18 protein-coding genes and 2 tRNA genes are annotated in these 26049 nt (G+C 72.4%); 11 read left to right on the top strand and 9 right to left on the bottom strand.

The window, feature by feature from the left end; genetic code table 11:
• The first annotated feature begins 159 nt into the window (after positions 1-159).
• Positions 160-2625, top strand: coding sequence for an ATP-binding protein (locus AB0L06_RS29035; protein ID WP_500234289.1), 2466 nt, complete (start codon positions 160-162; stop codon positions 2623-2625).
• 158 nt (positions 2626-2783) lie between these two features.
• Positions 2784-4925, top strand: coding sequence for a beta-glucosidase family protein (locus AB0L06_RS29040; protein WP_500234290.1), 2142 nt, complete (start codon positions 2784-2786; stop codon positions 4923-4925).
• A gap of 68 nt (positions 4926-4993) precedes the next feature.
• Here AB0L06_RS29040 and AB0L06_RS29045 read toward each other — a convergent pair.
• Both AB0L06_RS29045 and AB0L06_RS29050 read right to left on the bottom strand, forming a co-directional pair.
• Positions 4994-5067, bottom strand: a tRNA-Gly gene (locus tag AB0L06_RS29045).
• Between the two features lie 117 nt (positions 5068-5184).
• Positions 5185-5259, bottom strand: a tRNA-Pro gene (locus AB0L06_RS29050).
• A gap of 186 nt (positions 5260-5445) precedes the next feature.
• Between AB0L06_RS29050 and AB0L06_RS29055 the strand changes: the two genes are divergently transcribed.
• Entirely contained in the window at positions 5446-6480 is a 1035-nt protein-coding gene (locus AB0L06_RS29055) for an NAD(P)-dependent alcohol dehydrogenase (RefSeq protein ID WP_500234291.1), read from the top strand.
• Positions 6481-6617: 137 nt separating this feature from the next.
• On the opposite strand, the gene alaS is transcribed toward AB0L06_RS29055, so the two are convergent.
• Both alaS and AB0L06_RS29065 read right to left on the bottom strand, forming a co-directional pair.
• Complete coding sequence (gene alaS, locus AB0L06_RS29060) at positions 6618-9314, bottom strand: alanine--tRNA ligase (protein WP_500234292.1); 2697 nt, start codon at positions 9312-9314, stop codon at positions 6618-6620.
• 202 nt (positions 9315-9516) lie between these two features.
• A complete protein-coding gene (locus tag AB0L06_RS29065; RefSeq protein ID WP_500234293.1) occupies positions 9517-9927 on the bottom strand; it encodes a winged helix-turn-helix transcriptional regulator in 411 nt (136 codons plus the stop codon).
• A gap of 121 nt (positions 9928-10048) precedes the next feature.
• Between AB0L06_RS29065 and AB0L06_RS29070 the strand changes: the two genes are divergently transcribed.
• Positions 10049-10639, top strand: coding sequence for a YceI family protein (locus AB0L06_RS29070; protein ID WP_500234294.1), 591 nt, complete (start codon positions 10049-10051; stop codon positions 10637-10639).
• On the opposite strand, the gene AB0L06_RS29075 is transcribed toward AB0L06_RS29070, so the two are convergent.
• The gene (locus AB0L06_RS29075; RefSeq protein WP_500234295.1) at positions 10622-11314 is read right to left on the bottom strand and encodes an HAD family hydrolase; all 693 of its coding nucleotides are present in this window, start codon (positions 11312-11314) and stop codon (positions 10622-10624) included. The two genes, AB0L06_RS29070 and AB0L06_RS29075, sit on opposite strands and share 18 nt — an antisense overlap.
• 65 nt (positions 11315-11379) lie before the next feature.
• On the opposite strand from AB0L06_RS29075, the gene AB0L06_RS29080 reads away from it, so the two are divergent.
• From AB0L06_RS29080 to AB0L06_RS29095, 4 genes are read left to right on the top strand one after another with little or no spacing between them, the layout of a single operon-like run.
• Complete coding sequence (locus tag AB0L06_RS29080; protein ID WP_500234296.1) at positions 11380-12000, top strand: hypothetical protein; 621 nt, start codon at positions 11380-11382, stop codon at positions 11998-12000.
• Positions 11997-12896 (top strand): nucleotidyl transferase AbiEii/AbiGii toxin family protein, encoded by a 900-nt coding sequence (locus tag AB0L06_RS29085; RefSeq protein ID WP_500234297.1) that lies wholly within the window; start codon positions 11997-11999, stop codon positions 12894-12896. Before AB0L06_RS29080 ends, AB0L06_RS29085 begins: the two co-directional genes overlap by 4 nt.
• Positions 12896-13888, top strand: a complete 993-nt coding sequence (locus AB0L06_RS29090) for a nucleotidyl transferase AbiEii/AbiGii toxin family protein (RefSeq protein WP_500234298.1) — start codon at positions 12896-12898, stop codon at positions 13886-13888. The genes AB0L06_RS29085 and AB0L06_RS29090 overlap by 1 nt, the downstream gene beginning before the upstream one ends.
• Positions 13889-13898: 10 nt before the next feature.
• Positions 13899-14777 carry a nucleotidyl transferase AbiEii/AbiGii toxin family protein gene (locus tag AB0L06_RS29095; RefSeq protein WP_500234299.1) on the top strand — a complete coding sequence of 293 codons (879 nt, stop codon included), beginning with the start codon at positions 13899-13901 and terminating at the stop codon, positions 14775-14777.
• 110 nt (positions 14778-14887) lie between these two features.
• Here AB0L06_RS29095 and AB0L06_RS29100 read toward each other — a convergent pair whose 3' ends face one another.
• Both AB0L06_RS29100 and AB0L06_RS29105 read right to left on the bottom strand, forming a co-directional pair.
• On the bottom strand, positions 14888-16735 hold the full coding sequence (locus AB0L06_RS29100; protein WP_500234300.1) for a glycosyl hydrolase family 18 protein: 1848 nt from the start codon (positions 16733-16735) through the stop codon (positions 14888-14890).
• Positions 16736-16973: 238 nt separating this feature from the next.
• On the bottom strand, positions 16974-17453 hold the full coding sequence (locus tag AB0L06_RS29105) for a MarR family winged helix-turn-helix transcriptional regulator (protein ID WP_500234301.1): 480 nt from the start codon (positions 17451-17453) through the stop codon (positions 16974-16976).
• Positions 17454-17516: 63 nt separating this feature from the next.
• Between AB0L06_RS29105 and AB0L06_RS29110 the strand changes: the two genes are divergently transcribed.
• Together AB0L06_RS29110 and AB0L06_RS29115 are read left to right on the top strand one after the other, a co-directional pair.
• Positions 17517-17924 carry a cupin domain-containing protein gene (locus tag AB0L06_RS29110; RefSeq protein ID WP_500234302.1) on the top strand — a complete coding sequence of 136 codons (408 nt, stop codon included), beginning with the start codon at positions 17517-17519 and terminating at the stop codon, positions 17922-17924.
• Positions 17925-18235: 311 nt separating this feature from the next.
• On the top strand, positions 18236-21613 hold the full coding sequence (locus tag AB0L06_RS29115; RefSeq protein WP_500234303.1) for a S8 family peptidase: 3378 nt from the start codon (positions 18236-18238) through the stop codon (positions 21611-21613).
• Between the two features lie 122 nt (positions 21614-21735).
• On the opposite strand, the gene AB0L06_RS29120 is transcribed toward AB0L06_RS29115, so the two are convergent.
• Together AB0L06_RS29120 and AB0L06_RS29125 are read right to left on the bottom strand one after the other, a co-directional pair.
• Positions 21736-22380: a LuxR C-terminal-related transcriptional regulator gene (locus AB0L06_RS29120; protein WP_500234304.1), complete on the bottom strand. Its 645-nt coding sequence runs from the start codon at positions 22378-22380 to the stop codon at positions 21736-21738.
• Complete coding sequence (locus AB0L06_RS29125; protein WP_500234305.1) at positions 22353-23618, bottom strand: sensor histidine kinase; 1266 nt, start codon at positions 23616-23618, stop codon at positions 22353-22355. Before AB0L06_RS29125 ends, AB0L06_RS29120 begins: the two co-directional genes overlap by 28 nt.
• 233 nt (positions 23619-23851) lie before the next feature.
• On the opposite strand from AB0L06_RS29125, the gene AB0L06_RS29130 reads away from it, so the two are divergent.
• Positions 23852-26032, top strand: a complete 2181-nt coding sequence (locus AB0L06_RS29130; protein WP_500234306.1) for an MMPL family transporter — start codon at positions 23852-23854, stop codon at positions 26030-26032.
• The last annotated feature ends 17 nt before the right edge of the window (positions 26033-26049 follow it).

Consider the following 26049-nt stretch of genomic DNA (forward strand, 5'->3'; position numbering starts at 1 on the left):
GCCGCCCCGTGTTCCGCGGCGGCATGGCTTAATCACAGCCGGAACGGGCGCCCGGGACGATCCCCGTGGGACACCGTGGGACAGCTGGTACGGTCACGACCAGCCAGAACTCGTACCGGGAAACTTCCGGCGAGGCGGGACAGATCGGCGGGGATCGCGATGGTGGCGGAACAGCGGACGACCGACCCGCAGGAAGAGTTGGCCGAACGGCTGCGGCTGATCCAGGAGCTGTCCGGACGCGGCGTCCGGGCCCTCGCGCGGGACACCGGCCTCAGCTCGTCCTCGCTGTCGCGGTACCTGGGCGGACAGACCGTCCCGCCCTGGCCCGCGGTCGTCGAGCTGTGCCGCCTGGTCAAGCGCGATCCGCGTCCGCTGCGTCCGCTGTGGGAGCGCGCCGGGAGCCCGCTGCCCGCGCCGCCGAAGACCAGCCGCCAGGTGCAGCCGCCGTCGCCGCCCGCCGGGACGCCGCGCCCGCCGCGCAACGACCTGCCCCGGGACGTGCCCGACTTCACCGGACGCGAGGACGACCTCGCCGCGGTGCTCGCCGCCGTCGAGGCCGACCGGCTGGTCGCGATCGACGGCATGCCCGGCGTCGGCAAGACCTGCCTGGCCGTCCACGCAGCGCACCGGCTCACACCCGACTTTCCGGACGCACAGCTCTACCTCGACCTGCACGGATTCACCGAGGGACGCGAGCCGCTCGACCCCGACATGGCGCTGCGGGCGCTGCTCGCCGCGCTCGACGTCCCGTCCGAGAAGATCCCGCAGACCGGCGGCGTCGAGCCCCTCGCCGCGTTCTGGCGCTCGGAGCTGGCGTCCCGGCGCGCGGTCGTCGTCCTGGACAACGCCGCCGGGGCGGACCAGGTCCGGCACCTGCTGCCCGGCGCGGGCGCCTCGGTCGCGCTGATCACCAGCCGCAACCGCCTGCTCGGCTTGGACGAGGTCCCGCCGGTGTCCCTGGACGTCCTGTCCCCGGAGGAGAGTGCCGAGCTGCTGGCCCGCGCGAGCGGCGAGTCGGGCCGTCCGGAGGGACGCCTCGCCCGCGAGCCCGAGCAGGCCGCCGAGGTGCTGCGCCTGTGCGGCCACCTGCCGCTCGCGCTGCGCCTGGCCGCCGCCCGCCTCCGGCACCGTCCGGGCTGGACGGTCGGCATCCTCGTCGAACGGATGGCGGAGGGCCCGAGCGAGTTCGACACGGCTTTCGCGATGTCCGTCCGGCAGCTGGACCGGTCGCAGCGCCGCTTCTTCCGCCTGCTGGGACTGCTGCCCGGCTCGTCCTTCGACGAGTACGTGGCGGCGGCCGTCGCGGACGTCCCCCTGCGCACCGCGAGGACGATGCTGGAGGACCTCCTCGACGCGCACCTCGTCCAGCAGCCGTCCGCCGGCCGCTACCGGCTGCACGACCTCGTCCGCGAGCACGCCCGCCGCGCCACCGCCGAGCAGGACACCCAGGACGACCGCGACCGCGCCGTCGGACGCGTCCTCGACTACTACGTGCACGCGGCGGCCGCCGCCGAGGCCGCGATGCCCTACCTGTCGCGCAGCCAGGCGCCGACCGCGGGCGAGCCCCCGGCCGAGCTCCCGGCGTTCACCCACAAGCACCAGGCCCTCTTCTGGTTCGCCACCGAGTACACGAACCTGATGGCCGTCTTCGAAACGGCGGTCGCGGCCGGAGCCGACGTCCACGCCTGCGAACTGCCCCGCTTCATGCGGGCCTTCTTCGCCCGCCGCTGCGGAACGACCCACCTCAACGTCCTGTTCGAACGCGCCCTGGACGCGGCCCGGCGCCTGGACGACCCGCTCCGCCTGGCCGAGGCGCACAGCGACCTCGGCTTCGCCCGCTACAACGCGGGCCGCATGCCCGAGGCCCACGCCGCCTACGACACCGCCGGACCCCTGATCGCCCAGACCGGCGACACCTGGGCCGAAGCCGAACTGACGATGCGCCGCGCGCTCCTCCTCTGGGACGAGGGGGACGTGCAGAAGCCGCTGACCCTCTTCTGCGAGGCCGCCGCGCTCTACGACTCCATCGACTCCCCCATGGGCAGGGCCCACGCGACCGCCAACGAGGCCTGGGCCCTCCTCCAGCTGGGCTACCGCGACGCCGCCGCCGCCCGCGCCCGCCAGACCCTCGAGCCGACCGCCTCCGAGTCCGACTGGCCGTCCACCCTGACGGCCCGCATCACGCTCGGCGTGGCCATCGCCTCCGAACACCCCGACGAGGCCACCGAGCACCTCACCCGGGCCCTGGAACAGGCCCGCGAGGACAGCCACAAGCACAACGAGGCCTGGTGCCTCAACTGCCTGGGCGTGGCGCTCCGCCAGATGGGCCGCTACGACGAGGCCCTCGCCAGCCACCGCCGGGCCTTCGCCCTGCTGGACGAGCTGTTCGAGGAGCACTGGAAGATCCACTTCCTCAACGGCTACGGCGAGACCTGCCGCCTCGCCGGCCTCCCCGACGAGGCCCTCCGCCTCCACCGCCAGGCCCTCCGCCTCGCGCCCGAGGTCGGCTACCGCCACGAGGAGGTCCTCGCCCACGAGGGGATCGCCGCCGTCCTGGCCGACACCGACCCCTCGACCGCCGCCGAACACCGGGCCGCCGGCCAGGCACTCCTCCAGACCCCCTGACTCCCATCCCACCCGCCTGGTTCACCGCTGAACAGGTGGGATGTATTGCTTGCCCGCCTTTCGTGCCGATTGCTAGCTTTGCGCCTCAGTGTGGCGAAGATCTCGGGAGCGACATCGCCGATGCCTCCTGAAGCGCCCCTCCTGGGAGTCGGCAAGAAATGATCAGACGTAAGACCGTGGCCGTCGTCGGGACCCTGGCGGCCGCCGGGCTCCTCGCCGCTCCGGTGATCCAGTCGCAGGTCGCGGGCGCGGCGTCGAACAGCGCGCCCTGCGCCGCCCCGTCCGGACGGCCCTGGTGCGACCGCGGGCTGCCCGCCGAGCGGCGGGCGGACGCGCTCGTCGCGGCGCTGACCGGGGACGAGAAGCTGGCGCTGCTCGCCGGGGACGACCTGGTCGGGCCGCTGCGGGCGGCCGACGACGCGCGGTACCGGGCCGGGACGGTCCACGGTGTGCCGCGGCTCGGGATCCCGGACCTGTACCTGGTGGACGCCGGGTCGATGGGCGTGAAGCAGGGCCCGAACACGGCTCTGGCGTCCGGGCTGTCCCTGGCGGCGACCTTCGACCCGAAGGCCGCGCGGCAGGCGGGCGCCGTGGTCGCGGACGAGGCCGTCCACCACGGGAACGACGTCGTCCTGGGCCCGGCCGTCGACATCATGCGCACCGCGAGGGGCGGGCGGACGTTCGAGGCGTACGGCGAGGAGCCGCTGCTGACCTCGCGCATGGGCGCGTCCTGGATCCAGAGCGTCCAGTCCAAGGGACTGATCGCGGAGGTCAAGCACTTCCCGGCCAACAACCAGGAGGCCAACCGGTACTCGGTGAACGCCGTGGTGTCCGAGCGGGCGCTGCACGAGGTCTACCTGCCGCCGTTCGAGTCCGCCGTGCGCGACGCCAAGGTCGGCAGCGTGATGTGCGGATACAACTTGGTCAACGGCCTGCCGAGCTGCTCCAACACGCCGCTTCTGGACGGCGTGCTGCGCAAGCAGTGGGGCTTCACGGGATTCGTGGTCAGCGACTGGCTGCTCGGCGCCAAGGACACCGTGGGGTCGATGAAGGCCGGGCTCGACCTGGAGATGCCGATCGGCGTTCAGTACAGCCCGCCCGCGCTCGGTTCGGCGCTGCAGGACGGGAAGATCACCTGGGCGGACGTGGACGCCCGGCTCCGCGCCCGGTTCCGGACCCTGTTCGCCTTCGGGGTGTTCGACCGGGCCCGTCCGGCCAACGATGGACACATCGACTACACCGCGCATGGCCGCACCGCCCAGCAACTGTCCGAGCAGGGCATCACGCTGCTGAAGAACACCGGCGGGGTGCTGCCGCTCAAGTCCGGAAGCAAGATCGCCGTGATCGGCGGTCCCGCCGCGCAGATGCGTTCGGGGATCGGGTCGGCGTACGTCAAGCCCGTGTCGACGGTCACACCGCTGAAGGGCCTGACCACGCGCGCCGGGGCCAAGAACGTGACCTACCAGAGCGGAAAGGACGTCGCGGCGGCCGTGAAGGCGGCCCGGGCGGCGAAGGTCGCGGTGGTGTTCGTCGCCGACGCGCGGGCCGAGGACGCCGACGTGAAGTGCCTGACGCTGCGCTGCGGGGACGGGAAGCTCGGTGACCAGGACGCCCTGGTCGCGGCCGTCGCCAAGGCCAACCCGAACACCGTGGTCGTGCTGCAGACCGGCGGTCCGGTGCTGACGCCGTGGGCGGGCAAGGTCCGCGGGATCATGGAGTCCTGGTACGCGGGCGGACGGGGCGGGACGGCGATCGCGCGTGTCCTCTTCGGTGATGTCGACCCGGGCGGACGACTCCCGGTCACCTTCCCCGCCGCCGAGAAGCAGGCCCCGATCAGCGGAAACCCGGCCCAGTATCCAGGCGCCGGGAACACCGTCCGATACGGCGAGGAATTGCTGGTCGGATATCGGCACTACGACGCCAAGGGATATGTTCCGGCATTCCCGTTCGGATACGGGCTCTCCTACACCGGCTTCAAGTTCAGCGCCCTGAAGATGTCGCGGACCGGGGTGAGTGTGACCGTCACCAACACCGGCAAGCGCCGCGGTTACGCCGTCCCGCAGTTGTATCTCGGGCTGCCGTCCAGCAAGGCCGTGCCGGAGCCCGCCAAGCAGCTCAGGGGCTTCGGCAAGATCTCGCTCGCGCCCGGCGCGTCCGCCCGCGTCACCTTCCCGCTGGACGCCCGCGCCTTCTCGTACTGGAACACGACGACCCATTCCTGGCAGCAGATGAAGGGCTGCGCCAAGGTGATGGTCGGCAGTTCCTCGCGCTCGGTCTCGCTCTCCGGAAGCCTTTGCTGAAACGGCGGTAGATCCTAGGTGAGAAAAGCGAAACGGCGGCCGGGAGGCCGCCGTTGTCGTTTCGTGCGTGGAGCGGATGACGGGAATCGAACCCGCGTAGCTAGTTTGGAAGACTAGGGCTCTACCATTGAGCTACATCCGCGTGGGGTGAGGCATCGCCTCGTCCGTGACCGTAGCGTACCGGGTTTTCCCAGTGGTTGTCGCTTCGATAACGGGGTGAGGAAGGCGGAGACCCGTGGGCCCCGCCTCGCCTCGTCCGTCGGGCTGGCCGGATTCGAACCGGCGACCCCCGCCACCCAAAGGCGGTGCGCTAGCCAAACTGCGCTACAGCCCGCAGCGCGCAGCAGTCTATCCCGTTCCGCGGCATCGGCGCAGAGATGCGAGGCGAGTGATGTGTCTCCCCGGGAAGATTCTGCCTCCCTGAGGCTTTTCGCGGGTTGAGGTGGAGATGGGGTGGTTGGGGGTATGGACCGCGTGACGCGGGTCCGCAGACCGGTCGCCGGACGGGGAAGGGGAGATCATGAAGGCCGTCCAGTTCCGCGAGGTCGGGAGGGCGCCCGAGGTCGTCGAGGTTCCGGACCCCGAACCCGGCCCCGGACAGGTGCTGCTGAGGGTGACCGCCGCCGGGGTCTGCCACTCCGACTTCGTCGTGATGCAGAGCTCGGCCGAACTGGGCATCGGCCTGCCGCTGACACTCGGCCACGAGGGCGTCGGCACGGTCGCGGCGCTCGGCGCGGGCGTCACCGGGCTCACGGTCGGCGAGTCCGTCGCCGTGTACGGGCCGTGGGGCTGCGGGACGTGCCCGGAGTGCGCCCAGGGCAAGGAGAACTACTGCCGACGTGCCGCCGCCCTCAAGATCCAGCCGCCCGGACTCGGCGCGCCCGGCGCGATCGCCGAGTACCTGCTGGTGGACGCGCCGCGCCACCTCGTCCCGCTCGGTGATCTCGACCCGGCGCGGAGCGCTCCGCTGACGGACGCCGGGCTCACCCCGTACCACGCGATCAAGGGCGCGCTGCCGCGCCTGGTGCCGGGCAGCACGGCCGTGGTGATCGGCGCGGGCGGCCTCGGGCACGTCGGGATCCAGCTGATCCGCGCCCTGTCCCCGGCCCGCGTGATCGCGCTGGACGTGTCGGAGCAGAAGCTGGCCCTGGCCAAGGAGGTCGGCGCGCACGAGACCGTCATGTCCGACGACAAGGCCGCCGCGCGCGTGCGCGAGTTGACCGGCGGGATCGGCGCGCAGGCCGTGTTCGACTTCGTCGGCGCCCCGCCGACCACCGCGACCGCCACGGCCGTCGCGAGCACCGAGGCGGACGTCGTGATCGTCGGCATCGGCGGCGGCTTCGCCTCCGTGGGCTTCGGCGCGATCGCCTACGACGCGTCCGTCCGGTCGCCGTACTGGGGCAGCCGGTCCGAGCTGATCGAGGTGCTCGACCTGGCCCGCGCCGGGGTGCTGGACGTCCACGTCGAGACGTACTCGATCGACGAGGCGCCGGTCGCCTACCAGCGGCTGCACGCCGGCGAGGTCGACGGCCGCGCCGTCATCGTCCCGAACTGACCGCTCGCGCCTGAAGTGACCGTTCGCGTCCCGCAGGACCGCTCCCGCGGGACGCGACCTCCGGTCAAGGCACGAGGACCCAAAGCACGAGGACTCGAAGCACGAGGTCTCAGGCTCGAGGACTCAAGCGCGAGGGCTCAAGGTGCGAGGACGCTCCGGACGGTCCGTTCCGCCGCCTTCAGCGCCTCGGGCAGCGCCTCCACGCGCCGTCCGCCCGCGTTCGCGACCGGGCCGCGCCCGCCCGCGCCTCCGCCGACGACGCGCGCCGCGTTCGCCAGAAGCTCCCGCGCCTCGACGCCGAGTGTCTCCGAGACCGCCGCCACCAGCAGCGCCTTTCCGCCGGAGACCGTCCCGAGGACGACCGCGCCCGGACGCGGCAGCAGGCCCGCGGTCTCCGCCGCCAGCCCCCGCAGGGACTCCGCCGCCACGCCGTCCACCCGCGCGGACACGACCGGGACGTCGCCGGTCGCGGACGCCGCGAGCCGGGACGCGCGGGACGACAGGTCCGCCGCGCGCAGCGCCGCGAGCTCGCGCTCCGCCTCCGCGAGGGTCGCGAGCCGCTGCCGCAGCCGGTCCGGCGCCCGGTCCGCCGGGACGGACAGCAGGTCCGCCAGCTCACGCAGCAGGACGCGCTCGTGGTCGTGGTGGCGCAGCGCGTCCGGGCCGGTCAGCGCCTCGATGCGGCGCAGCCCGGACCCGACCGACGACTCTCCGAGCAGGTGCACGGGGCCCGCCTGCGCGCCGTGCCCGACATGCGTCCCGCCGCACAGCTCGCGGGACGCGTCGCCGATGTCCACGATCCGCACCCGCTCGCCGTACCGCTCGCCGAACAGCGCGACCGCGCCCGCCGCCTCCGCCGCCGCGCGGTCCGCCTCCCAGACCCGCACCTCCGGATCGTCCAGCAGGTAGTCGTTCACGAGCGTCCGGACGGTCGCCAGCTCGTCCTCCGTCACCGCGCCGAAGTGCGCGAAGTCGAACCGCAGCCGTCCCGGCTCGACCCGCGAGCCGCGCTGCGCCGCGTGGTCGCCGAGGACGCGCTTCAGCATCGCGTGCAGGACGTGCGTCGCGCTGTGGGACCGCGCGGTCGCCGTGCGCCGGTCCGCGTCCACGACCGCCTCCGCCTCGTCGCCCACGCCGACCTCGCCCGACACGACCCGGACCGTGTGGACGTGCAGCCCGTCGAGCCCGAGCCGCGTGTCCAGCACGTCGAGCGTCGCGGACGGCGTGACGACGCGCCCGGTGTCCCCGACCTGCCCGCCCGCCTCCGCGTAGAAGGGGCTCTGCGACAACACCAATTCGACCGTCGCCCCCTCGAACGCACGCGAGAGTTCCCCCTGCCCGCGCGCGCCCTGCGCGGGTAGGAGCTCCTCATGCGCGTGCGAGGGATCGGAGCCGGTGAGGAGCGCCACGACGCGTCCCTCCGCGGACGTCCGGTCGTAGCCCACGAACCTGGTCCGGCCATGACGCGCGAGCACGCCCCGGTAGAGGTCCTGGCGCGCGACCGCGTCGCCCTTGCGGCCCTGACTCGCCTCGTGCGCCTGCCTGCGCTGCGCCTCCAGGAGCCGCCCGAACTCGTCCTCGTCCACGGACAGGCCCGCCGCGCGCGCCGCGTCCAGGGTCAGGTCGATCGGAAACCCGTACGTGTCGTGCAAATCGAACGCCGTCCGCCCCGACAGCTCACCGCCGGAGCCGGAACCGGAGGACGTCGCGATCGCCGATTCCAGAAGCCGCGAGCCCTGCCGCAGCGTCCGGTCGAACCGCTCCTCCTCCGCCGTGACGACCCGCTCGACCAGCGGGCGCCCGGAGACCAGTTCCGGCCAGAAGCCGCCGAGGCCGTCCACGACGCGTCCGGTCAGGTCCGCGAGCAGCGGCCCCTCGATCCCGAGCAGCCGCGCGTGCCGGATCGCGCGGCGCAGCAGCCGCCGCAGCACGTACCCGCGCCCGTCCCCGGACGGCAGCACGCCGTCCGCGATGAGGAACGCCGCCGTCCGCGCGTGGTCGGTCACGACCCGCATGGACGTCGCGACCTCGCCGCCGTGCCGCCCCGGGTACTCCCGGCCCGCCCGCTCCTGGACGAGCCGGAACGCGGGCAGCATCATGTCCGTCTCACAGACGGTGTCGACGCCCTGGAGGATCGCGGTGAGCCGTCCGAGCCCGAGCCCGGTGTCGATGTTCCGCGCGGGCAGCGGGCCGAGGACCTCGTAGCCGTCCTTGCCGTCGCCCGCGCCGCGCAGGCTCTCCATGAACACCAGGTTCCAGAGCTCCAGGTAGCGCTCGCCGTCCACCGCCGGGCCGCCGTCCGGGCCGAACGCCGGGCCCCGGTCGTAGTGCAGCTCCGAGGACGGCCCGCACGGCCCCGGCACGCCCATCGACCAGTGGTTGTCGGCCATGCCGAGCCGCTGGATCCGGTCCGCCGGGACCCCGAGGCTCCGCCAGATCGCCTCCGCCTCGTCGTCGTCGCGGAACACCGTCACCCACAGGCGGTCCCGCTCCAGGCCGTAGTGCCCGGTCATGAGCTCCCACGCCCACGGGACGACCTCGCGCTTGAAGTAGTCGCCGAACGCGAAGTTGCCGAGCATCTCGAAGAACGTGTCGTGCCGGGTCGTCCGGCCCACGTTCTCGATGTCGACGGTGCGCACGCACTTCTGCACCGACATCAGCCGCTGGTGCTCGGGCGTGCGTTCGCCCAGGTAGTAGGGCTTGAACTGGTTCATCCCCGCGTTCGTCAGCAGCAGCGTCGGATCGTCCGGCACCAGGGGGCTGGACGGCACGCGCACATGGCCGCGCTCGCGGAAGAACGTCAGGAAGGTCGAACGGACGTCACTGGACAGCATGGTGAACCCTCACGAGGTGGTCGGGGCAGCGGCGCACACCGCCGAGCCGGACCGCGCGTCCCCGCGCGTTCTCCGGCTCGGCGCGGCTAGCTCGCCGCCCCACCTCGTGAAGATCCATCGTCCTTGCGTCTGCTCCGTGCGTTCCGTCAGATGTCACCCAAGGTAGCCGCCGAACCCCCGATCCGCACCCGGGTTGTCCGGATCACCCCTCCGCCGTCCGGAGGTCGTAGGCGGCGCGGGCGGCGTCGATCTCCTCGCCGTGCGACTCGGTCCACTCGACGAGCGGCACGATCGCCTGCAGCATCGTCCGGCCGAGCTCGGTCAGCGTGTACTCGACGCGCGGCGGGATCTCCGGGTACACGGTCCGGACGACGAAGCCGTCGCGTTCGAGGCCGCGCAGCGTCACGGTCAGCATCCGCTGGCTGATCCCGACGCACTCGCGCTTCAGCTCGCCGAACCTCAGGGTGCGCTCGCCGAGCACCGCGACGACCATCAGCGTCCATTTCTCGGCGACGCGGTCGAGGGTCCTGCGGGCGCGGCAGGCCTCGGCGGACTGTCCGCTCAGGGCGGGGCAGGCCTCGTTGATGAGCCCGCTCGGGCCGCTGACGTCCATGGTTATCTCCGGGTGCCTGTGGCAGGAAAAAGTGCCTTCTTGTGGGACTTGCCGAGATTCTCGCAGGATGAAGCCGGTTCCTTCGAGGAACCGACTTACTACCCAGAACCAAGGAGACACGATGACCGCGCAGCTTGTCGAGATCCCCGGCTATGTCGCGGGCACCTGGACCGTGGACACCGTCCACTCCTCCGTCGGCTTCGCCGTCCGGCACCTGATGATCAGCAAGGTCCGCGGCCGCTTCGACGACTTCGACGCGACGTTCACGACCGGCGAGGACCCGCTCGACTCCACTGTCACCGCGACCGTCCGGATGGGGTCGGTCGACACCGGCAACGCGCAGCGGGACGCCCACCTGAACGCCAACGACTTCTTCGCCGTGGCCGAGCACCCGACCATGACCTTCCGCTCGACCGGCCTGCGCCCGGCGCGCGGCGAGGGCCGGTTCGAGCTGGACGGCGAACTGACGATCAAGGGTGTGACCAGGCCCGTCACCTTCGACCTGGAGATCGGCGGGTTCGGCCCGGACATCTTCGACGAGAGCGGCCGCGGCGTCCGCGCCGGGATGGTGGCCTCCGGCGTGATCGACCGCACCGAGTTCGGCGTCGACACCAACACGCCGATCCCCGGCGGCGTCGCGCTCGGCGAGAAGGTCGAGATCACCATCGAGGTCGAGGCCGTCCTGAACTCCGCCTCAACCGGGTCCGAGTAGGCCGGGCAGCTCGGCGAGCGTGCCGATGCGGGGGACGTCGGCGGCGGAGCCGGTGCCGGGACGGTCCAGCCAGACCCCGGTGAGCCCCGCCGCCGTCGCGCCCCGCGCGTCGGTGTCGAGCAGGTCCCCGACGTGCAGGACGGCTCCGGGCGGCAGCCCCAGCCGGCCGCACGCCGCCGCGAAGATCGCCGCGTCCGGCTTGGCCGCCCCGACCTCCCGCGACGCGATCACGCAGTCCGCCACACGCGGCAGGACCCCGATCCTCTCCAGCTTCGCCCGCTGCTGCGCGCCGTCCCCGTTCGTCACGATCCCGAACCGCAGCCCGCGCGCCGCCAGCTCCTCGAACGCGGGCAGGACGTCCGGATACGCCGCCCAATACCCCTGGTAGCGGACGAGATAGTCGGCGAACCAGGCGTCCGCCCTCGCCTCGTCCCACCCGGGATGCCCCAGCTCGTCCGCGAGCAGGACCGCACGGCACCGCCGCTGCTCGGTGAAGCTCATCTCGCCCGCCGCGAAGCGCTCCACGTACTCGTCGGTCAGCTCGCCCCACCGCCGCGCCAGGAACGCGGGATCGGCGTCCGGCCAGCACTCCAGGACGGCCCGGACGGACGCCGTCTCGTGGTCCATCAGCGTTCCGTCGAGGTCGAACAGGACGGCGGCGACGGGAGAGTCCATATTCGAGATTCTGTCATTCGAAAACCGGATGACCTGGGTCTCGAAATTCTGCGACCCTCCACAAGGTGAACATCAAGGGTGATTTCGAGATCCACCTGACCGTCGCGGCCCCCGACGCGCCGCGAGCGCGCGAGGCCGCCACGGCGCGCGGACTCAAGCTCACCCTCATCGAACTCGCCCGCGGGCGGACCCCGTCCCAGCCGATGCTGAGCCTGCGCCGCTCCGGCGCCGGCGACGCCGTCCTGGCCGAGGCCGCCCGCACGGCCGACGACCTGCGCGGCGACGGCCTCCGGGTCGTCCGCGTCAAGGTGGAGGCCGCGCCCTGGAACGAGGGCGTCCCGCGCACCGACGCCGAGGGCGACGCGCTCGGCTCCTACTTCGAGCACCACATGAAGCTGCTGCTCACCCCGGAGACCGACCTCGCCGCGCTCGCCGTCCTGGCCGTGGCGCACGGCGCGCACCTGTCCCGCAACGCCCGGCGCGTCCGCCCGGACGGACGTCCGGAGCGGTTCGTCACCCAGCGCTGCCACCGCGTCGGCGCGCCCACGGCCGCCGCCCGCCTGGACGCCCTGGTCACCTCCCTGCGCGCGGCCGGCCACGAGATCGTCGAGGTCGAGCGCGAGTACGTCGTGCACGACGACACCCCGTCGCTCGACGACGGCTGGATCACCGAGGAGCCCCGATGAGCCGGAAGAATCCCCCCTCCCCGCCCTGGCCTCCCACCGCCCCCCGGGACGACGAGCCCTGGTCCGAGGCGCCACCGGCTCCCGCCGCCCCCACCGCCGAGGCCCTGGCGCGACGGTGCGCGCTCGATCACGTCCTCGCCGTGATCGCCGGTTCGGAATGGTCGGAGAACCTGATGCTGCGCGGCAGCATGCTCCTGCGCGCCTGGTACGGCGACGACGCGCGCGAGCCCGGCGACCTGGACTTCGTCGTCGTCCCGGACACGATCGGCTTCTTCGACATGCCCGCCGAGCAGATCCTGAGCGGCGTCGAGGAGGCCGCCGCGCGAGCACCCCGCGCGGACGCGCCGACGGGCGCACCGGTGCTCTTCGACGCGGACGGCGCGTACTGGGAGAACATCTGGGAGTACGGCGAGGCACCGGGCGCCCGCCTCGTCCTGCTCTACGACGCCGGCGACGCCGGGGACGGCCACGTCCAGGTCGACTTCGCGTTCAGCGAGTACGCGGCCGTCGAGCCGAAGCGCACCGAGATCCCGAGGACGGACGGCGGCCCGCCCACGACCGTCCTCGCCGCGACGCCCGAGCTGTCCCTCGCCTGGAAGCTGCTCTGGCTCACCAACGACGCGCCTCCCCAGGGCAAGGACCTGTACGACGCCTGCCTCCTCGCCGAGCGCGTCACGCTGCCCGCCGACCTGCTGACGGAGGTGTACGAGTTCGCCGATGAGTCCAAGGCCACGCCGGTGACCGAGGCCGCCCTGCGGGACAACCTGGCCGACGCCGACCTGAACTGGGACAGCTTCCGCCTGGAACTGCCGAGCACCACGCCGTCTCCCACCCCCTTCAAAGACCGCCTCCTAGCGGCCCTACGCCCCACCTTCGCAACCCCCGAGGACCCCTGATGACCTGGGACGACCTGCGCCACGGCCCATGGCCCCACACGGCACGCCTGCCCGCGGACGCCCCCGACGCCGAGACCGCTTCCCGCCTGTCCCTCCCCCCGACCATCCGCCCGGTTCCCGGCGCCGCGCAGATCCCGGTCTTCGACCCGGCGATGAGGCACCACAACCGCGCACTGCGTCCCAGCGAGCCGCGCTTCGGTGACCCGGGCGACAGTGCTCGCTGGTTCGTGGCACGCCGTCGCGCGCTCGACCACGTATTGGCGGCCGTCGCGGGTTCGTCCTGGTCGGAGAATCTGATGCTGCGCGGCAGCATGCTTCTGCGCGCCTGGTACGGCGACGCCGCGCGCGACCCGGGCGACCTGGACTTCATGCTCCGCCCAGAGACATGGGGCGTACGTGAGCAACGCACGGACGACCTGCTGACAGGCATAGGGCAGGCCGCCGAGGCCGCATCCCGCGCCGACAAGGTCCGCATCCACGCGGACGGCGCGGTCTGGTCCGATATCTGGACCTACGACCGCGTGCCGGGGCGCCGCGTCGTCCTGCCGTGGAGCGCCGAGCGCACTCCGGGGGGCACCGTCCAGGTCGACTTCGTGTTCAACGAGCACCTGCCGTCCGAGCCGGAGTTCGCCGACGTTCCGCGCGCGGACGGCTCCGGCTCCGCCCGCGTCCTCGCCGCGTCGCCCGAGCTGTCACTGGCCTGGAAACTCCTTTGGCTGGCCAACGACATCTACCCCGAGGGCAAGGACCTGTACGACGCGTGCCTGCTCGCCGAGCACGCGTCCCTGTCCGCGGACCTGCTGGCGAAGGTCTTCGGGCTGGCCGACGACTCCTACAAGGAGGCACCGGTGACGGAGAAGAGCCTCCGCGAATCCCTGGCCTACGTCGAGTGGGACGAGTTCCGCAAGGACCGTCCCGCCCTCCCGGACGTCCCGCAGCCGTACATCGACCGCCTGATGGAGGCGCTCCGCCCCACCTTCGACCTTCTCTGAGAGGCGAGGTATGAACAAGAAGAAGGCCATCTCCCGCGCCCGGTCGCGCGTGGCGGACCACGTCCTCGCCGGAATCGCCGGTTCCGACCGCCTGGCCGGCAGCATGGTGCTGCGCGGGAGCACGCTCCTGCGCGCCTGGTACGGCGACCTCGCACGCGAGCCGGGCGACCTGGACTTCGTCGTCATCCCGAGCAGCCCGACCGGGGACGACGACCACGCCAAGGGCCTCCTGGACGACCACGCCGAGGGCCTCCTGACCTGGGACGAATACTATGCCGAGACTCTCCGGATGGAGGCCGCCCACAAAGAGGGCCTCCTGAGGGACGTCGTGGACGCCGCCGCGCGGATGTCACGCGAGAACACCTCGCCCGTCCCGCCCGTGATCATCGACGCGGGCCGCGCGGCCTGGGACGACATCTGGGACTACGACGAGGCGCCGGGCCGCCGCGTCATCCTGCCCTGGGACGCCGGACGCGCCGGACACGGGACCGTTCAGATCGACTTCGCGCTCGACGAGAGGCTGCCCGCGGATCCCGAGTACACGCGGATCCCGAGGCCGGACGGCGGCGCTCCCCTGACCGTCCTCGGAGCGACGCCCGAGTTGTCGCTCGCCTGGAAGCTGGCCTGGCTGGTCAAGGACACCGTCTGCAAGCGTAAGGACCTGTTCGACGCCGTTCTGCTCGCCGAGCATGTGCACCTGCCGGCCGGCCTCCTGACCTGGACGGTCGAGCCCGGGCCGGGGACCGAGGCGTGGCTCCTGAGCCGCCTGTCGGAGGCCCGCTGGGATCGGGACGGGCTCCACAAGGGCGACCGCGCCCTCACCTACGATCCACTGCAGCTCGTCGACCGCCTGATGAGGGCACTCCGGAGCACCTTCGACGCCCAGTGACCCAGGGCAGGGCGAAGGCCCCCGGCGGGAGGAGGCACCGGGGGCCTTCTGGTGGGATCGCGGCCCTGACGCCGTTCTGGGAGGGCCGGGCCGCGACCGGGGGAGAGGGATCAGCCGAGTCCCGAGCGGACGGCGGAGACGAGTTCGCCGTTGCCCGTGTCGCCGGACATCTCCCAGAAGAACGCGCCGCCGAGGCCCTGGGACTTGGCGTAGCCCATCTTGCCGCCGATGGTCGCCGGGGTGTCGTAGCTCCACCAGTCACTGCCGCACAGGCCGTAGGCGGTCCCGGCGACCACGCTGGTGGCGGGGCACTTGGTCTTGAGGACGCGGTAGTCCTCGATGCCCTGCTCGTAGGTGCCGGCGGCCGGGCCGGTGGCGGTGCCGCCGGGGGCCTTCTGCGTGACGCCCGTCCAGCCGCGTCCGTAGAAGCCGACGCCGAGCAGCAGCTTGCCGGACGGGATCCCGAGGCCCTTCAGCTTCGCGATCGTGTCGGTGCTGTCGAACTCCTTGATCGGGATGCCGTCGTAGGAGGTCAGCGGGGAGTGCGGGGCCGTCGGGCCCTTGGCGTCCCACGCGCCGAAGTAGTCGTAGGTCATGACGTTGTACCAGTCGACGTACTGCGCCGCGCCCGCGTAGTCGGCCGCGTCCATCTTGCCGCCGGACGTGGCGTCCGCCGTGATGGCCGCCGTCACCAGCTGGGACGAGCCGAACCGCGAGCGCACCGCCGACAGCAGGCTCTTGAAGGACGCGAAGCCGCTGGTGTCGCAGCTCAGGCCGCAGGCGTTCGGGTACTCCCAGTCGATGTCGATGCCGTCGAACAGGCCCGCCCAGCGCGGGTCGTTGAGCAGCTTGTAGCAGGAGTCGGCGAACGCGGCCGGGTTCTGCGCGGCCTGGGTGAAGCCGCCGGACCAGGTCCAGCCGCCGAACGACCAGATCACCTTGAGGTTCGGGTACTTCTTCTTCAGCTCCTGCAGCTGGTGGAAGCTGCCGCGCAGCGCGCCGTTGTCCCAGGTGTCGGACGTCCCGTCCACGCTCTCGCCCGCGCCGTAGAAGCGGTCGTAGTCGGCGTAGCTGTCGCCGACCGCGCACTGGCCGTTGGTGACGTTGCCGAACGCGTAGTTGATGGTCGTCAGCTTGCTCGCGGTGCCGCTCGTGTCGATGTTCCGGACGTGGTAGTTCCGCTGGTAGATGCCCCAGTCGGTGAAGTACCCCATGACCTTCGAGCCCCCGGGCGGCGGGGTGCCGCCCCCGGAGTCGGCGGTCGTCACCGACACCGCGTCGGACGCGGCGGACACGTTCCCCGCGGCGTCCCGCGCCTTCACGGTGAAGCTGTACGCGGTCTTCGCGGTGAGGCCCGTGACGGTCGCGGACGTGCTGGTCACCGAGGTCGCCTTGGTCGTCCCCTGGTAGACGTCGTAGCCCGCGACGCCGACGTTGTCGGTCGAGGCCGTCCAGGAGAGGCCGACCGTCGTGTCGGTCTTGCCGGTCGACTTGAGGCCGGACGGAGCGGTCGGCGGCTGGGTGTCGTCCCCACCGCCGGGCGGGGTGCCCGAGCCGTCGCACGCCGCGCCGTTGACGGTGCAGCCGGAGAACCAGCCCGTGCCGCTGCCGTCGAAGCCGAAGCTCGTGGTCGCGCCCGCCGCGACGGTTCCGTTCCAGGACGTGTTCACGAAGGTGTAATGGCTGCCGGAGTGGGTCTGCGTGGTGTTCCAGGCCGAGGTGATCGCGGTCCCGGACGGCAGGTCGCCCTCCAGCTTCCAGGAGCCGATCGAGGCGGACGTGCCGTTGCTGATCGTGCACGAGCCCTCGAAGCCCGTGCCCCAGTCGGAGGTCTTGGCGCAGGTGGCGGTGACGGCTCCGGCCGCCGCCGAGGGATGCGCCGCGGTGAGGGTCAGCCCCGCCGCGGCGGTGAGTGCGGACAGGATCGCGAGGATCCGTCGTCGGCCCGCTGTGACCATGATTCTCCGTTCAGTTCGCGCCCCCGAACCAACAGGAATCCAATTATTCTTAGGAAAGTTTCCTAAGAGTCGCCGCGATGTTAACCGCGCTGACAGCACCCGGCAAGGGCCTTCGGCGCACCGTTTCACCGTGATCACGCTGGTCCGCCCCGTATGCTGCGCCGGTCCGGAAGATCGGTTCACACGCTCCGGTGCACTTCCGGTGCGGACGGCCCGCCCCGTCCCGCCACCGCCCGCGTCAGGAGCCGCCGAACCAGCCGGGGGTGTCCAGGCGCCAGAGGTCGCCGGGCGTCAGCGCGCGCAGGTCGGCCTCGAAGGCGCGCATCCGGTCGTGGCCGAGCTCGTCCGCCCAGCGGTTCCGGACGGCCTCGAAGATCTCCGCGGACAGCCGCAGCGCGTCCATGCCGTGCCCGGTCAGCCGGACGAGCTTGCGCCGCGCGTCGGACGGGTCGGAGGCCCGTTCGACGTAGCCGAGCCGTTCCAGCGTGTCCACGAGCTTGCCCGCGGCCTGCTTGCTGACGCCGAGCCGGCGTCCGAGCTCGACGGCGGTGGTGCCGTGCGGGCCGATCGCCTGGAAGGCCGAGCCGTGCATGGGGCGCATGTTCGGATGGCCCTGTCTTGCCAGCTCCTCGTGCGTCTCGTCGATGATCGTCCGGAACGCCAGGAGCAGGCGGAGCGGCAGCTCCCAGCCCGGTGCGGCGGCCTCGTAGCTTGACATGAAAGACAACCTCGTTGACTATATGGACAACCCAGTTGTCTAAACCTTACCGGGAGAACCCCCATGGCCGTGATCCGCGACGCCGAGTCCCGCCGCACCGAGACTCCGAACGGCGTCATGACGTCCCTCGCCACGCCCACCCAGGGCGGCACGTCCAAGCTGGCCGTGTGGAAGGTGGACGCGGTGCCCGGCGTGACCGGTCCGCTGCACGTCTTCGACAACGAATCGGTGTGGACCTGCCTGAGCGGCGCCGCGACCTTCACCGTTGGCGACGACCGCGTGGACGTCGCGTCCGGCGACACCCTCGTTCTGCCGGGTGGCGTCGCCCGCCAGATGGTCGTCTCCGCGGACGGCTACCAGGCCGTCGTCGCCGCGCCCGCCGGGAGCCTCGTCCACGTCCCCGAGAGCCTGGAGGACTGCGACCTGGCCCCCAAGGTCGGCGAGCAGATCGTCCCGCTCTGGGCGCGCTGACGAGGCGCCGCCGGGCCGGGGGTGAAGGTTAGCCCCACGAATTACCGGCCCGGCGAAATCCGGCTCCCCGGGATGTCCCAAACACAAGCGTGATCCAATCGTCGCATTTCTCCCTCTTGTCCCACCCGTCAAGATCCGTTGATATTCGGACGTTCGCCGCTTTTGCTCCGCGGCGACACGTCCGGCCCTCCCGACCGGACGCCGCTCTCGTGGCCGCGTTCACCCGCCCGGGGCCGCGAAGGATCTTGTGAAGGGACCTCATGGCCCTACGAAATGGGAGATCGCCTCGACGGAAGGCCGCGCGGCGTGTCGTGTCCGTCCAGCGGTTCGCGCCCACCCGGCGGAGCAGTGTGCTCGCCGGGCTGGGCGCGGCGGTGCTGGCGCTCGGAGCGGGAGCGGTCACCGCGCCCGCCCAGGCCGCCGCGCCCGTCCACGCGGCGGTGAAGCCCGACGCGGGCAAGCCGTCCCGGGTGATCGTGCTGCTGAGGACGCCGTCCGCGAAGGACGCCCTCGTCGCGAAGGTGCGGAACGCGGGCGGGACGAAGATCACCGCCTACCGGGCCGTGCCGTCGTTCGCCGCGACCGTCTCCGCCGACCAGGCCGTCGCACTCGCGAACGACCCGGCGGTCGCGGCCGTCGTGCCCGACACGAACGTGCCGGTCGCGCCCCCGACGCCGAACCAGAAGCCGACCACGCCGGTCAAGGGCATGGCGAAGGCGCAGTCCGGGCGGTCCGCGCTGGCGCCCATGGTCTGCCCGTCCGACCCGAAGAGGCCGCTGCTCGAGCCCGAGGCGCTGACGACCACCCGCGCCTCCCTCGCGCACCAGGACGGCGTCGACGGCTCGGGCGTCACCGTCGCCTACATCGCCGACGGCGTCGACCCGAACAACCCCGACTTCGTCCGCGCGAACGGGAAGAAGGTCTTCGCCGACTACCAGGACTTCTCCGGCGAGGGCCCGGACACGCCGTCCGGCGGCGCCGAGGCGTTCGGCGACGCGTCCGCGATCGGCGCGCAGGGCCGGATGACCTACGACGTGTCCGACTTCGCGCACCCGTCGCAGAACGTCCCGAAGGGCTGCACCATCCGGGTGCTGGGCATGGCGCCCGGCGCGTCCATCATCGGGCTGAAGGCCGGCGGCGAGCTGCTGCCGAACTCGGCCATCCTCCAGTCGATCGACTACGCGATCACCAAGCACGTCAACGTGCTGAACGAGTCGTTCGGCTCCAACGTGTACCCCGACGACGGCAGCCGCGACACGATCCGGCTGTTCAACGCCGCCGCCGTGCGCGCGGGGATCACCGTCACCGTCTCCACCGGGGACGGCGGCATCAGCGGGACGCAGGGCAGCCCGTCCACCGACCCGAACGTGATCGCGGCCGGCGCGTCCACCGACTTCCAGAACTACCAGCAGACCGGGTACGGGGCCGCGCGCTTCGCCAAGCCCGGCAAGTGGATCTCCAACAACATCTCGGCGCTGTCGTCCGGCGGCATCAGCCAGGGCGGACGCACCCCCGACCTGGTCGCGCCCGGCGAGTCCGACTGGGCGCTGTGCACGCCGGACCCCGAGAAGTACGAGAGCTGCGTCGGCTACTCCGGCAAGCCGGCCTCGATCCAGTCGTTCGGCGGGACGAGCCAGTCCGCGCCGATCACCGCGGGCGCCGCCGCGCTGGTCATCCAGGCGTTCCGGTCCGCGCACCACGGCCAGTCGCCGTCCCCGTGGCTGGTCAAGCGGCTACTCACGGGCACCGCGCACGACCTCGGCCTGCCCGGCCCCGAGCAGGGCGCCGGACTGCTGGACGTCAAGGCCGCCGTGGACGCCGCCCGCGCCTACAAGGGCTCGGCGAACGTCGTCCCGGACCTCACCCAGACGACGCTGATCGGCACGCCCGGCGCGACGGTGAGCAAGAAGATCTCGTTCACCAACCATGGCGCCACGCCGACGAAGGTCGACCTCGGGACGCGGTCCTACAGCACGAAGCAGACCGGCTGGCAGACCGTCCCGTTCAAGGCCTCGTCGCTGCCGACCATGCCGTACGCGACCAACGGCGCGCCCTGGGCCTACAAGAAGGTGACGTTCAACGTCGCCAAGGGAACGGACGTGCTGGGCGTCTCGACCGCCTGGCAGGGAGTGAACGCGACGCAGCCGAACGGCGCGCTGGTCGGCCCGGTCGTCCGGCTCACGCTGATCGCCCCGGACGGCTCGTACGCGGCCAACTCGCGTCCGCAGGGCGCCAACGTGTCGGCGAACCACGCCTACGTGGACGTCCGCTACCCGGCCGCCGGGACCTGGACCGCGATCCTGTACAGCCCGCAGTCCGGCGCGCAGTCGTACAGCGGCCCCGTGCAGTTCGCGACCAGCGCGGGCAAGGCGGTCGCGCGCGGCACGGTCAGCCCGTCCTCGCTGACGCTGAAGCCCGGCCAGTCCGGCAGCGTCACCTTCCGCGCCAGGACCGACGGCACCCGCGGCGACCTCCCCGAGGCCGTCTGGTTCCGGACGGCGGCGGGCCAGGCGGGGTCGATCCCGGCCGTCATCCGGACGCTGATCCCGACCAAGGGCGGCAAGGGCACGTTCAGCGGGACGATCATCGGCGGCAACGCCCGCGCCTACACCCCGGGGCAGACCTCGACGTACGCGTTCGACGTGCCGAAGGGACGCCACGACCTCGGCGTCACCCTGAAGCTCGCCCGCGACCCGAACGTCCTGGTCCAGGCCGCGCTCGTGGACCCGGACGGCCAGCTCATCGGCACCGGGTCCAACGCGCGCGACTTCAAGGACGACGGCACCCCGGTCACCGCGGGCACGCTCCAGGTGACGCAGGCCGACCCGGCGCCCGGACGCTGGCGGCTGACGGTCATCGTCGCCAACCCGGTCAGCGGCAAGGAGATCTCGCAGAACTTCACCGGGACGGTCGGATTCGACCAGGTGAAGGTCACCGGCTCCCTCCCGAAGGGCGCGAAGCTGCCCGCCGGGAAGGCCGCGACCTTCACCCTCACCTACGCCAACCACGGGGTCGCGCCCGTCCCGGTGCAGGTGAACCCGCGCCTGCGGGACTACGCCGACGTGGCGCTCGCGCCGATCGGCTCGTCCCCGACCATCACGCTGCCGATCACGCCGAGCTCGTCGGTCCCGGCGTACCTGGTGCCGCCCGGCACCCGGTCGCTGTCGCTGGCCGCGCAGTCCAGCACCCCGGCGCAGGTCGAGTTGCAGGGCCCGTCCGGGCAGCCGGACGTGTTCGGCGACCTCGCCTCGGCGAAGAAGGGCGACCTGACCTCGATCGCGCGCGTCAGCGAGGCGGGCGGACGGCACGTCCTCGCGCGCGGGTTCTGGTTCAGCTACGTCCAGCAGATCGGCCCGTTCCCGGGCCCGGCGCCGTCCGGCACCAGCACGCTCGGCGCCCTGGCGAAGGCCCAGCCGTGGGACGCCACCGTGACCTCCCCGGCCGGTGACCCGTACAAGACGGCCATCACCGGGGACTTCACCCCGAACGGCACCCCGGTCGTCGTCCAGCCCGGCAAGAGCGGCAAGGTGTCGGTGACGATCAAGCCGACCGCCAAGCCCGGCACGGTCGTGAACGGCGTGCTCTACCTGGTGACCTCGCCGGTGGGCGTGTTCAACGGCCTGCTCGGCGCGATCTACACCGGCGGCGACGTCCTGACCGCGATCCCCTACTCCTACACCGTCGGCTAACCCCCGACCCGCAAAAAAGAGGGGCCGTCCCATGAAGGGACGGCCCCTCTCGCGCGTCAGGCGTTCACGTTCCGCGCGTGAGGCATGCGCGTTCCGCACGTCATGCGTGCAAGGCCAGCGCGTCAGGCGTGCAGGTAGGCGAGGACGGCCAGCACACGCCGGTTGTCGTCCTCCGACACCGGCAGGCCGAGCTTGGCGAAGATGTTCGCGGTGTGCTTGGTGACGGCCTTCTCGGTGACGAACATCTTCCCGGCGATGGCGGCGTTCGAGCGTCCCTCGGCCATCAGCTCCAGCACCTCGCGCTCGCGCGGCGTCAGCGCCTTCAGCGGCTCCTCGCGCGACCGCCGGGTCAGCAGCTGGGCCACCACGTCCGGGTCGAGCGCCGTCCCGCCGTCCGCGACGCGCCGCACCGCCTCCACGAACTGCTTCACGTCGGACACGCGGTCCTTCAGCAGGTAGCCGATGCCGCCGGAGCTGTCCGACAGCAGCTCGCGCGAGTACAGCTGCTCCACGTGCTGCGACAGCACCAGGACGGGCAGCCCCGGGATCTCGCGCCGCGCGTCCAGCGCCGCCCGCAGCCCCTCGTCGGTGAACGTCGGGGGCAGCCGGACGTCCACGACCGCCACGTCCGGATGGTGCGCCAGCAGGGCCCGCTTCAGCGACGGCCCGTTGTCCACGGCCTCGACCACCTCGAACCCGTAGGCCGACAGCAGCCGGATCAGGCCGTCCCGCAGCAGGGCTAGGTCCTCGGCGATGACAACGCGCACGGCAGCTCCATGGTCACGACGGTCGGCCCACCTTCGGGGCTGGTGACCGCGACGGTGCCGTCGAAGGCCGCCAGGCGGCGTGTGATGCCCTGGATCCCGCTGCCCCGCGCGGGATCGGCGCCGCCGCGCCCGCCGTCCCCGACGGTCATCACGAGCGCGGTGCCATTGTGCCGGATGTCCACCCACGCCCGCTCCGCGTCCGCGTGCTTGGCCACGTTCGCGAGCATCTCGGCCACCGCGAAGTACGCGGCGGACTCGACCGGGGGAGCGGACCGTCCGGGCACGTCCACGGTCACCTCGACCGGCATCGGCAGGCTCATCGCGAGCGCCCGGACGCCGCCGTCCAGGCCGCGCTCGGCGAGCACCGGCGGGTGGATGCCGCGGACCAGGTCGCGCAGCTCGGTGAGCGCCGTCCCGCTCGCCTCCCGCGCCTCGACCAGGAGCTGCACGGCCGTGTCCGGGTCGTCCTTCACCATCTGCTCGGCGAGGCCGATGTGCATCGCCAGCGCGACGAGCCGGGCCTGCGCGCCGTCGTGCAGGTCGCGCTCGATGCGGCGCAGTTCGGCGGCGGACGCGTCCACGGTGTCCGACCGGGTCTCGGTCAGCTCCCGGACGCGCTCCTCCAGCCGTCCCCGGGTCGGGCCGAGCATCGACCGGTTGATGATCGCGTGCGCCCGCATGATCGGCGGCCCGCCCAGCCAGCCCAGCAGCACCAGCACCGACCCGAGCAGCAGGCAGCCGAGCGCCCCGGTCAGGCCGTAGTCGCCCAGCGGCCAGAACGGCCCCCACCCGAACGAGCGCAGGCCGGACAGCCAGGGCACCACCAGGACGCCCTCCAGGCCGTACACGACCAGCCCGGCGGGCAGCCCGGCGAACACCACGCCGGTCACCGAGTTCACGAGCGTCCAGAGCATGTCGCGCCAGGTCGCCGGGTCGCCGAGCAGCCACCGCACCCGGCCGAACCCGGTCGCGCCCTCCGGGCGCGGACGGTACGGGACCGGGATGTCGATCCCCGACCACTCCTTCGCCCAGCGCCGCTGCTGGTTCGCCAGCCCGCGCACCGCGAGCAGCACCGGCGGCAGCAGCGCCAGCCCCACCCCGATCGGGACGAGCGCCAGCGACACCCCGAGGAGGATCGCCAGCGGCAGGTTCGCGACCTGGGCCAGCACCGCCTGGAGCAGGCTCCGCGCGACCGCGAGCCCGGCCACGCCGGCATGGTCGTGCCCCTCGCCGTTCACTTGCTCGCCTCGCCGTCCACTTGCCCGCCCTTCACACGCTCATTGTGCCCGGAAGGCGCGAACCGGGCAGGGGGCCTGAACCCCCTATCGCGGTGGTGGGCTTTCCCCTACCCCCGAGGAGGAGGTTGGCCCAGTGTCCCGAAGCTCCCGCCGCACGAACATCGAACCGTCGTTGAAACAGGACGTTCGCCGGCCGGAAAGGTCGTCGGACGGGACGGAAAGGTGCCGCGCTCATGAGCAGGCGATCGGTGACAGTGCGGGTGGCCCGCTGGAGCGCGGGCCACCCCTGGCGGGCCATCGGGTTGTGGATCGTCTTCGTGGTGGCGTGCGTGGTCCTGGGCGGGGCCCTCGGCACGAACAAGGCGACCGACCTCGACCAGGCCGCCCGGGACGCGGGGACCGCCGGACGCGTCGCGCACGCCCACGGCGTGACCCCGCCCGCGACGGAGAACGTGTTGATCACGTCCCGCTCCGGGCCGCTGCCCGAGGCCGAGGCGCGCGCCGCCGCCGCCGAGGTGACCGCGGCCCTGCGCGGGATCCCGCAGGTCACGAAGGTGGGCGCGGCCATCCCGAGCAAGGACGGCGCGGCGCTCATGGTCCCGGCGACCATGGGCGGCGACCCGCTGACCGCCAAGGAGCGCGTCCAGCCGCTGCTGGACCGGACCGCGGACGTGCAGAAGAAGCACCCTGGCCTGCGCGTCGAGCAGACCGGCGGCGCGTCCATCGGCAAGGGCATGTCCGAGCTGATCGCGAAGGACCTGGTCCGCGCGGACGGCATCGGCTTCCCGGTGACGCTGCTGATCCTCATCGTGGCGTTCGGCGCGCTGATCGCCGCGGGCGTCCCGGTGCTGCTCGCGATCACCGCGATCGCGGGCGCGACCGGGATGACCATGCTGGTCTCCCACCTCGTCCCGATGTACGACACGGCGAGCAGCATGACCATGCTCATGGGGATGGCCGTCGGCGTCGACTACTCGCTGTTCTACCTGCGCCGGGAGCGCGAGGAGCGGATGCGCGGCGCGGGCCACCGGGACGCCATCGAGATCGCCGCCGCGACCTCCGGGCACGCGGTCGTGGTCTCCGGTGTCGCGGTGATCGTCGCGATGGCCGGGCTGTTCCTCACCGGCAACGTGATCTTCACCTCGCTCGCGACCGCCGCGATCGTCGTGGTCGCGGTCGCCATGCTCGGCTCGGTGACCGTGCTGCCCGCCGTCCTCGCCAAGCTCGGCCCGCGCGTGGACCGGCCGCGCGTCCCGGTCCTGTGGCGGCTGACCGCGACCCGCGAGAACCCGCGCCTGTGGCCCGCGCTGCTGCGTCCGGCCCTGCGGCACCCGGCGATCACGCTGGTCCTGGCCGTCGTCGCGCTCCTCGCCCTCGCCGCCCCGGCGCTCGACATGCAGCTGCGTCCGACCACCACCGACCAGCTCCCGCGCGCGATCCCTGCCCTGCGCGTCTATGACCGCCTGGTCGCGGCGTTCCCGGACCAGTCGTCCGAGCACCAGATCGTCGTCCGGACGGCCCCGGACCAGGCCCGTCAGGTCCACGCCGCCCTGACCGACCTCGCGTCCCGCACCGACGGCGACCGCCTGTTCATCACCCGCGGGCCGCGACCGGACATCCGCGCCTCCGCGGACGGACGCGTCCAGATGCTCACGCTCGCCACCCCCTACGGCATGAACAGCGGACAGGCCCGCGACGCGGTCGCGCAGCTGCGGGACGACCTCGTCCCGGCAACCGTCGGGAAGGTCGCCGGGGCCGAGAGCTGGGTCGGCGGGGACCCCGCCGGCTCGGTCGACTTCAGCGCCCAGCTGTCCGACCGGATGCCGCTGGTCGTCGGGTTCGTCCTCGGCCTGTCCTTCCTGATGACGGCCGTGATGTTCCGCTCGGTGGTCGTCGCGCTGACCGCGATCGTGGTGAACCTGCTGTCGGTCGGGGCCGCGTTCGGCGCGCTCGTCCTGGTCTTCCAGCACACCTGGCTGGAGGGGCCGCTCGGCTTCAGCAGCACCGGCGCGGTCGTCGCCTGGATCCCGCTCTTCCTCTTCGCGGTCCTGTTCGGGCTGTCCATGGACTACCACGTCTTCCTGGTCAGCCGGATCCGCGAGGCCGCCCAGGCCGGGCTGCCGACCCGCCGCGCGGTCGCCGAGGGCATCACGGGCTCGGCCGGGACGATCACCAGTGCCGCGGTCATCATGATCTCGGTGTTCGCGATCTTCGGGGCGCTCCACCTCATGGACATGAAGGAGATGGGCGTCGGGCTCGCCGTGGCCGTCCTGGTCGACGCCGTGGTGATCCGGATCATCGTCCTGCCCGCGCTGATGGTGCTGCTCGGACGCGCGAACTGGTGGCCGGGCCCGCTGTCCAGGAAGCGCTCGGCGCCGGGCGGCCGGATCGCCCCGCGCATGCCGGTGGGCTGACGGGTCGTCCCACCCCC

This window comes from Spirillospora sp. NPDC052269 (genome assembly GCF_040679435.1).
GTDB lineage: Bacteria > Actinomycetota > Actinomycetes > Streptosporangiales > Streptosporangiaceae > Spirillospora.

What these genes read in the sequence shown, in the direction of transcription:
- AB0L06_RS29035 (WP_500234289.1), top strand. Translation starts at nt 160, where the DNA reads ATGGTGGCGGAACAGCGGACGACCGACCCGCAGGAAGAGTTGGCCGAA.
- AB0L06_RS29040 (WP_500234290.1), top strand. Translation starts at nt 2,784, where the DNA reads ATGATCAGACGTAAGACCGTGGCCGTCGTCGGGACCCTGGCGGCCGCC.
- AB0L06_RS29055 (WP_500234291.1), top strand. Translation starts at nt 5,446, where the DNA reads ATGAAGGCCGTCCAGTTCCGCGAGGTCGGGAGGGCGCCCGAGGTCGTC.
- alaS (WP_500234292.1), bottom strand. Translation starts at nt 9,314, where the DNA reads ATGCTGTCCAGTGACGTCCGTTCGACCTTCCTGACGTTCTTCCGCGAG.
- AB0L06_RS29065 (WP_500234293.1), bottom strand. Translation starts at nt 9,927, where the DNA reads ATGGACGTCAGCGGCCCGAGCGGGCTCATCAACGAGGCCTGCCCCGCC.
- AB0L06_RS29070 (WP_500234294.1), top strand. Translation starts at nt 10,049, where the DNA reads ATGACCGCGCAGCTTGTCGAGATCCCCGGCTATGTCGCGGGCACCTGG.
- AB0L06_RS29075 (WP_500234295.1), bottom strand. Translation starts at nt 11,314, where the DNA reads ATGGACTCTCCCGTCGCCGCCGTCCTGTTCGACCTCGACGGAACGCTG.
- AB0L06_RS29085 (WP_500234297.1), top strand. Translation starts at nt 11,997, where the DNA reads ATGAGCCGGAAGAATCCCCCCTCCCCGCCCTGGCCTCCCACCGCCCCC.
- AB0L06_RS29090 (WP_500234298.1), top strand. Translation starts at nt 12,896, where the DNA reads ATGACCTGGGACGACCTGCGCCACGGCCCATGGCCCCACACGGCACGC.
- AB0L06_RS29095 (WP_500234299.1), top strand. Translation starts at nt 13,899, where the DNA reads ATGAACAAGAAGAAGGCCATCTCCCGCGCCCGGTCGCGCGTGGCGGAC.
- AB0L06_RS29100 (WP_500234300.1), bottom strand. Translation starts at nt 16,735, where the DNA reads ATGGTCACAGCGGGCCGACGACGGATCCTCGCGATCCTGTCCGCACTC.
- AB0L06_RS29105 (WP_500234301.1), bottom strand. Translation starts at nt 17,453, where the DNA reads ATGTCAAGCTACGAGGCCGCCGCACCGGGCTGGGAGCTGCCGCTCCGC.
- AB0L06_RS29110 (WP_500234302.1), top strand. Translation starts at nt 17,517, where the DNA reads ATGGCCGTGATCCGCGACGCCGAGTCCCGCCGCACCGAGACTCCGAAC.
- AB0L06_RS29130 (WP_500234306.1), top strand. Translation starts at nt 23,852, where the DNA reads ATGAGCAGGCGATCGGTGACAGTGCGGGTGGCCCGCTGGAGCGCGGGC.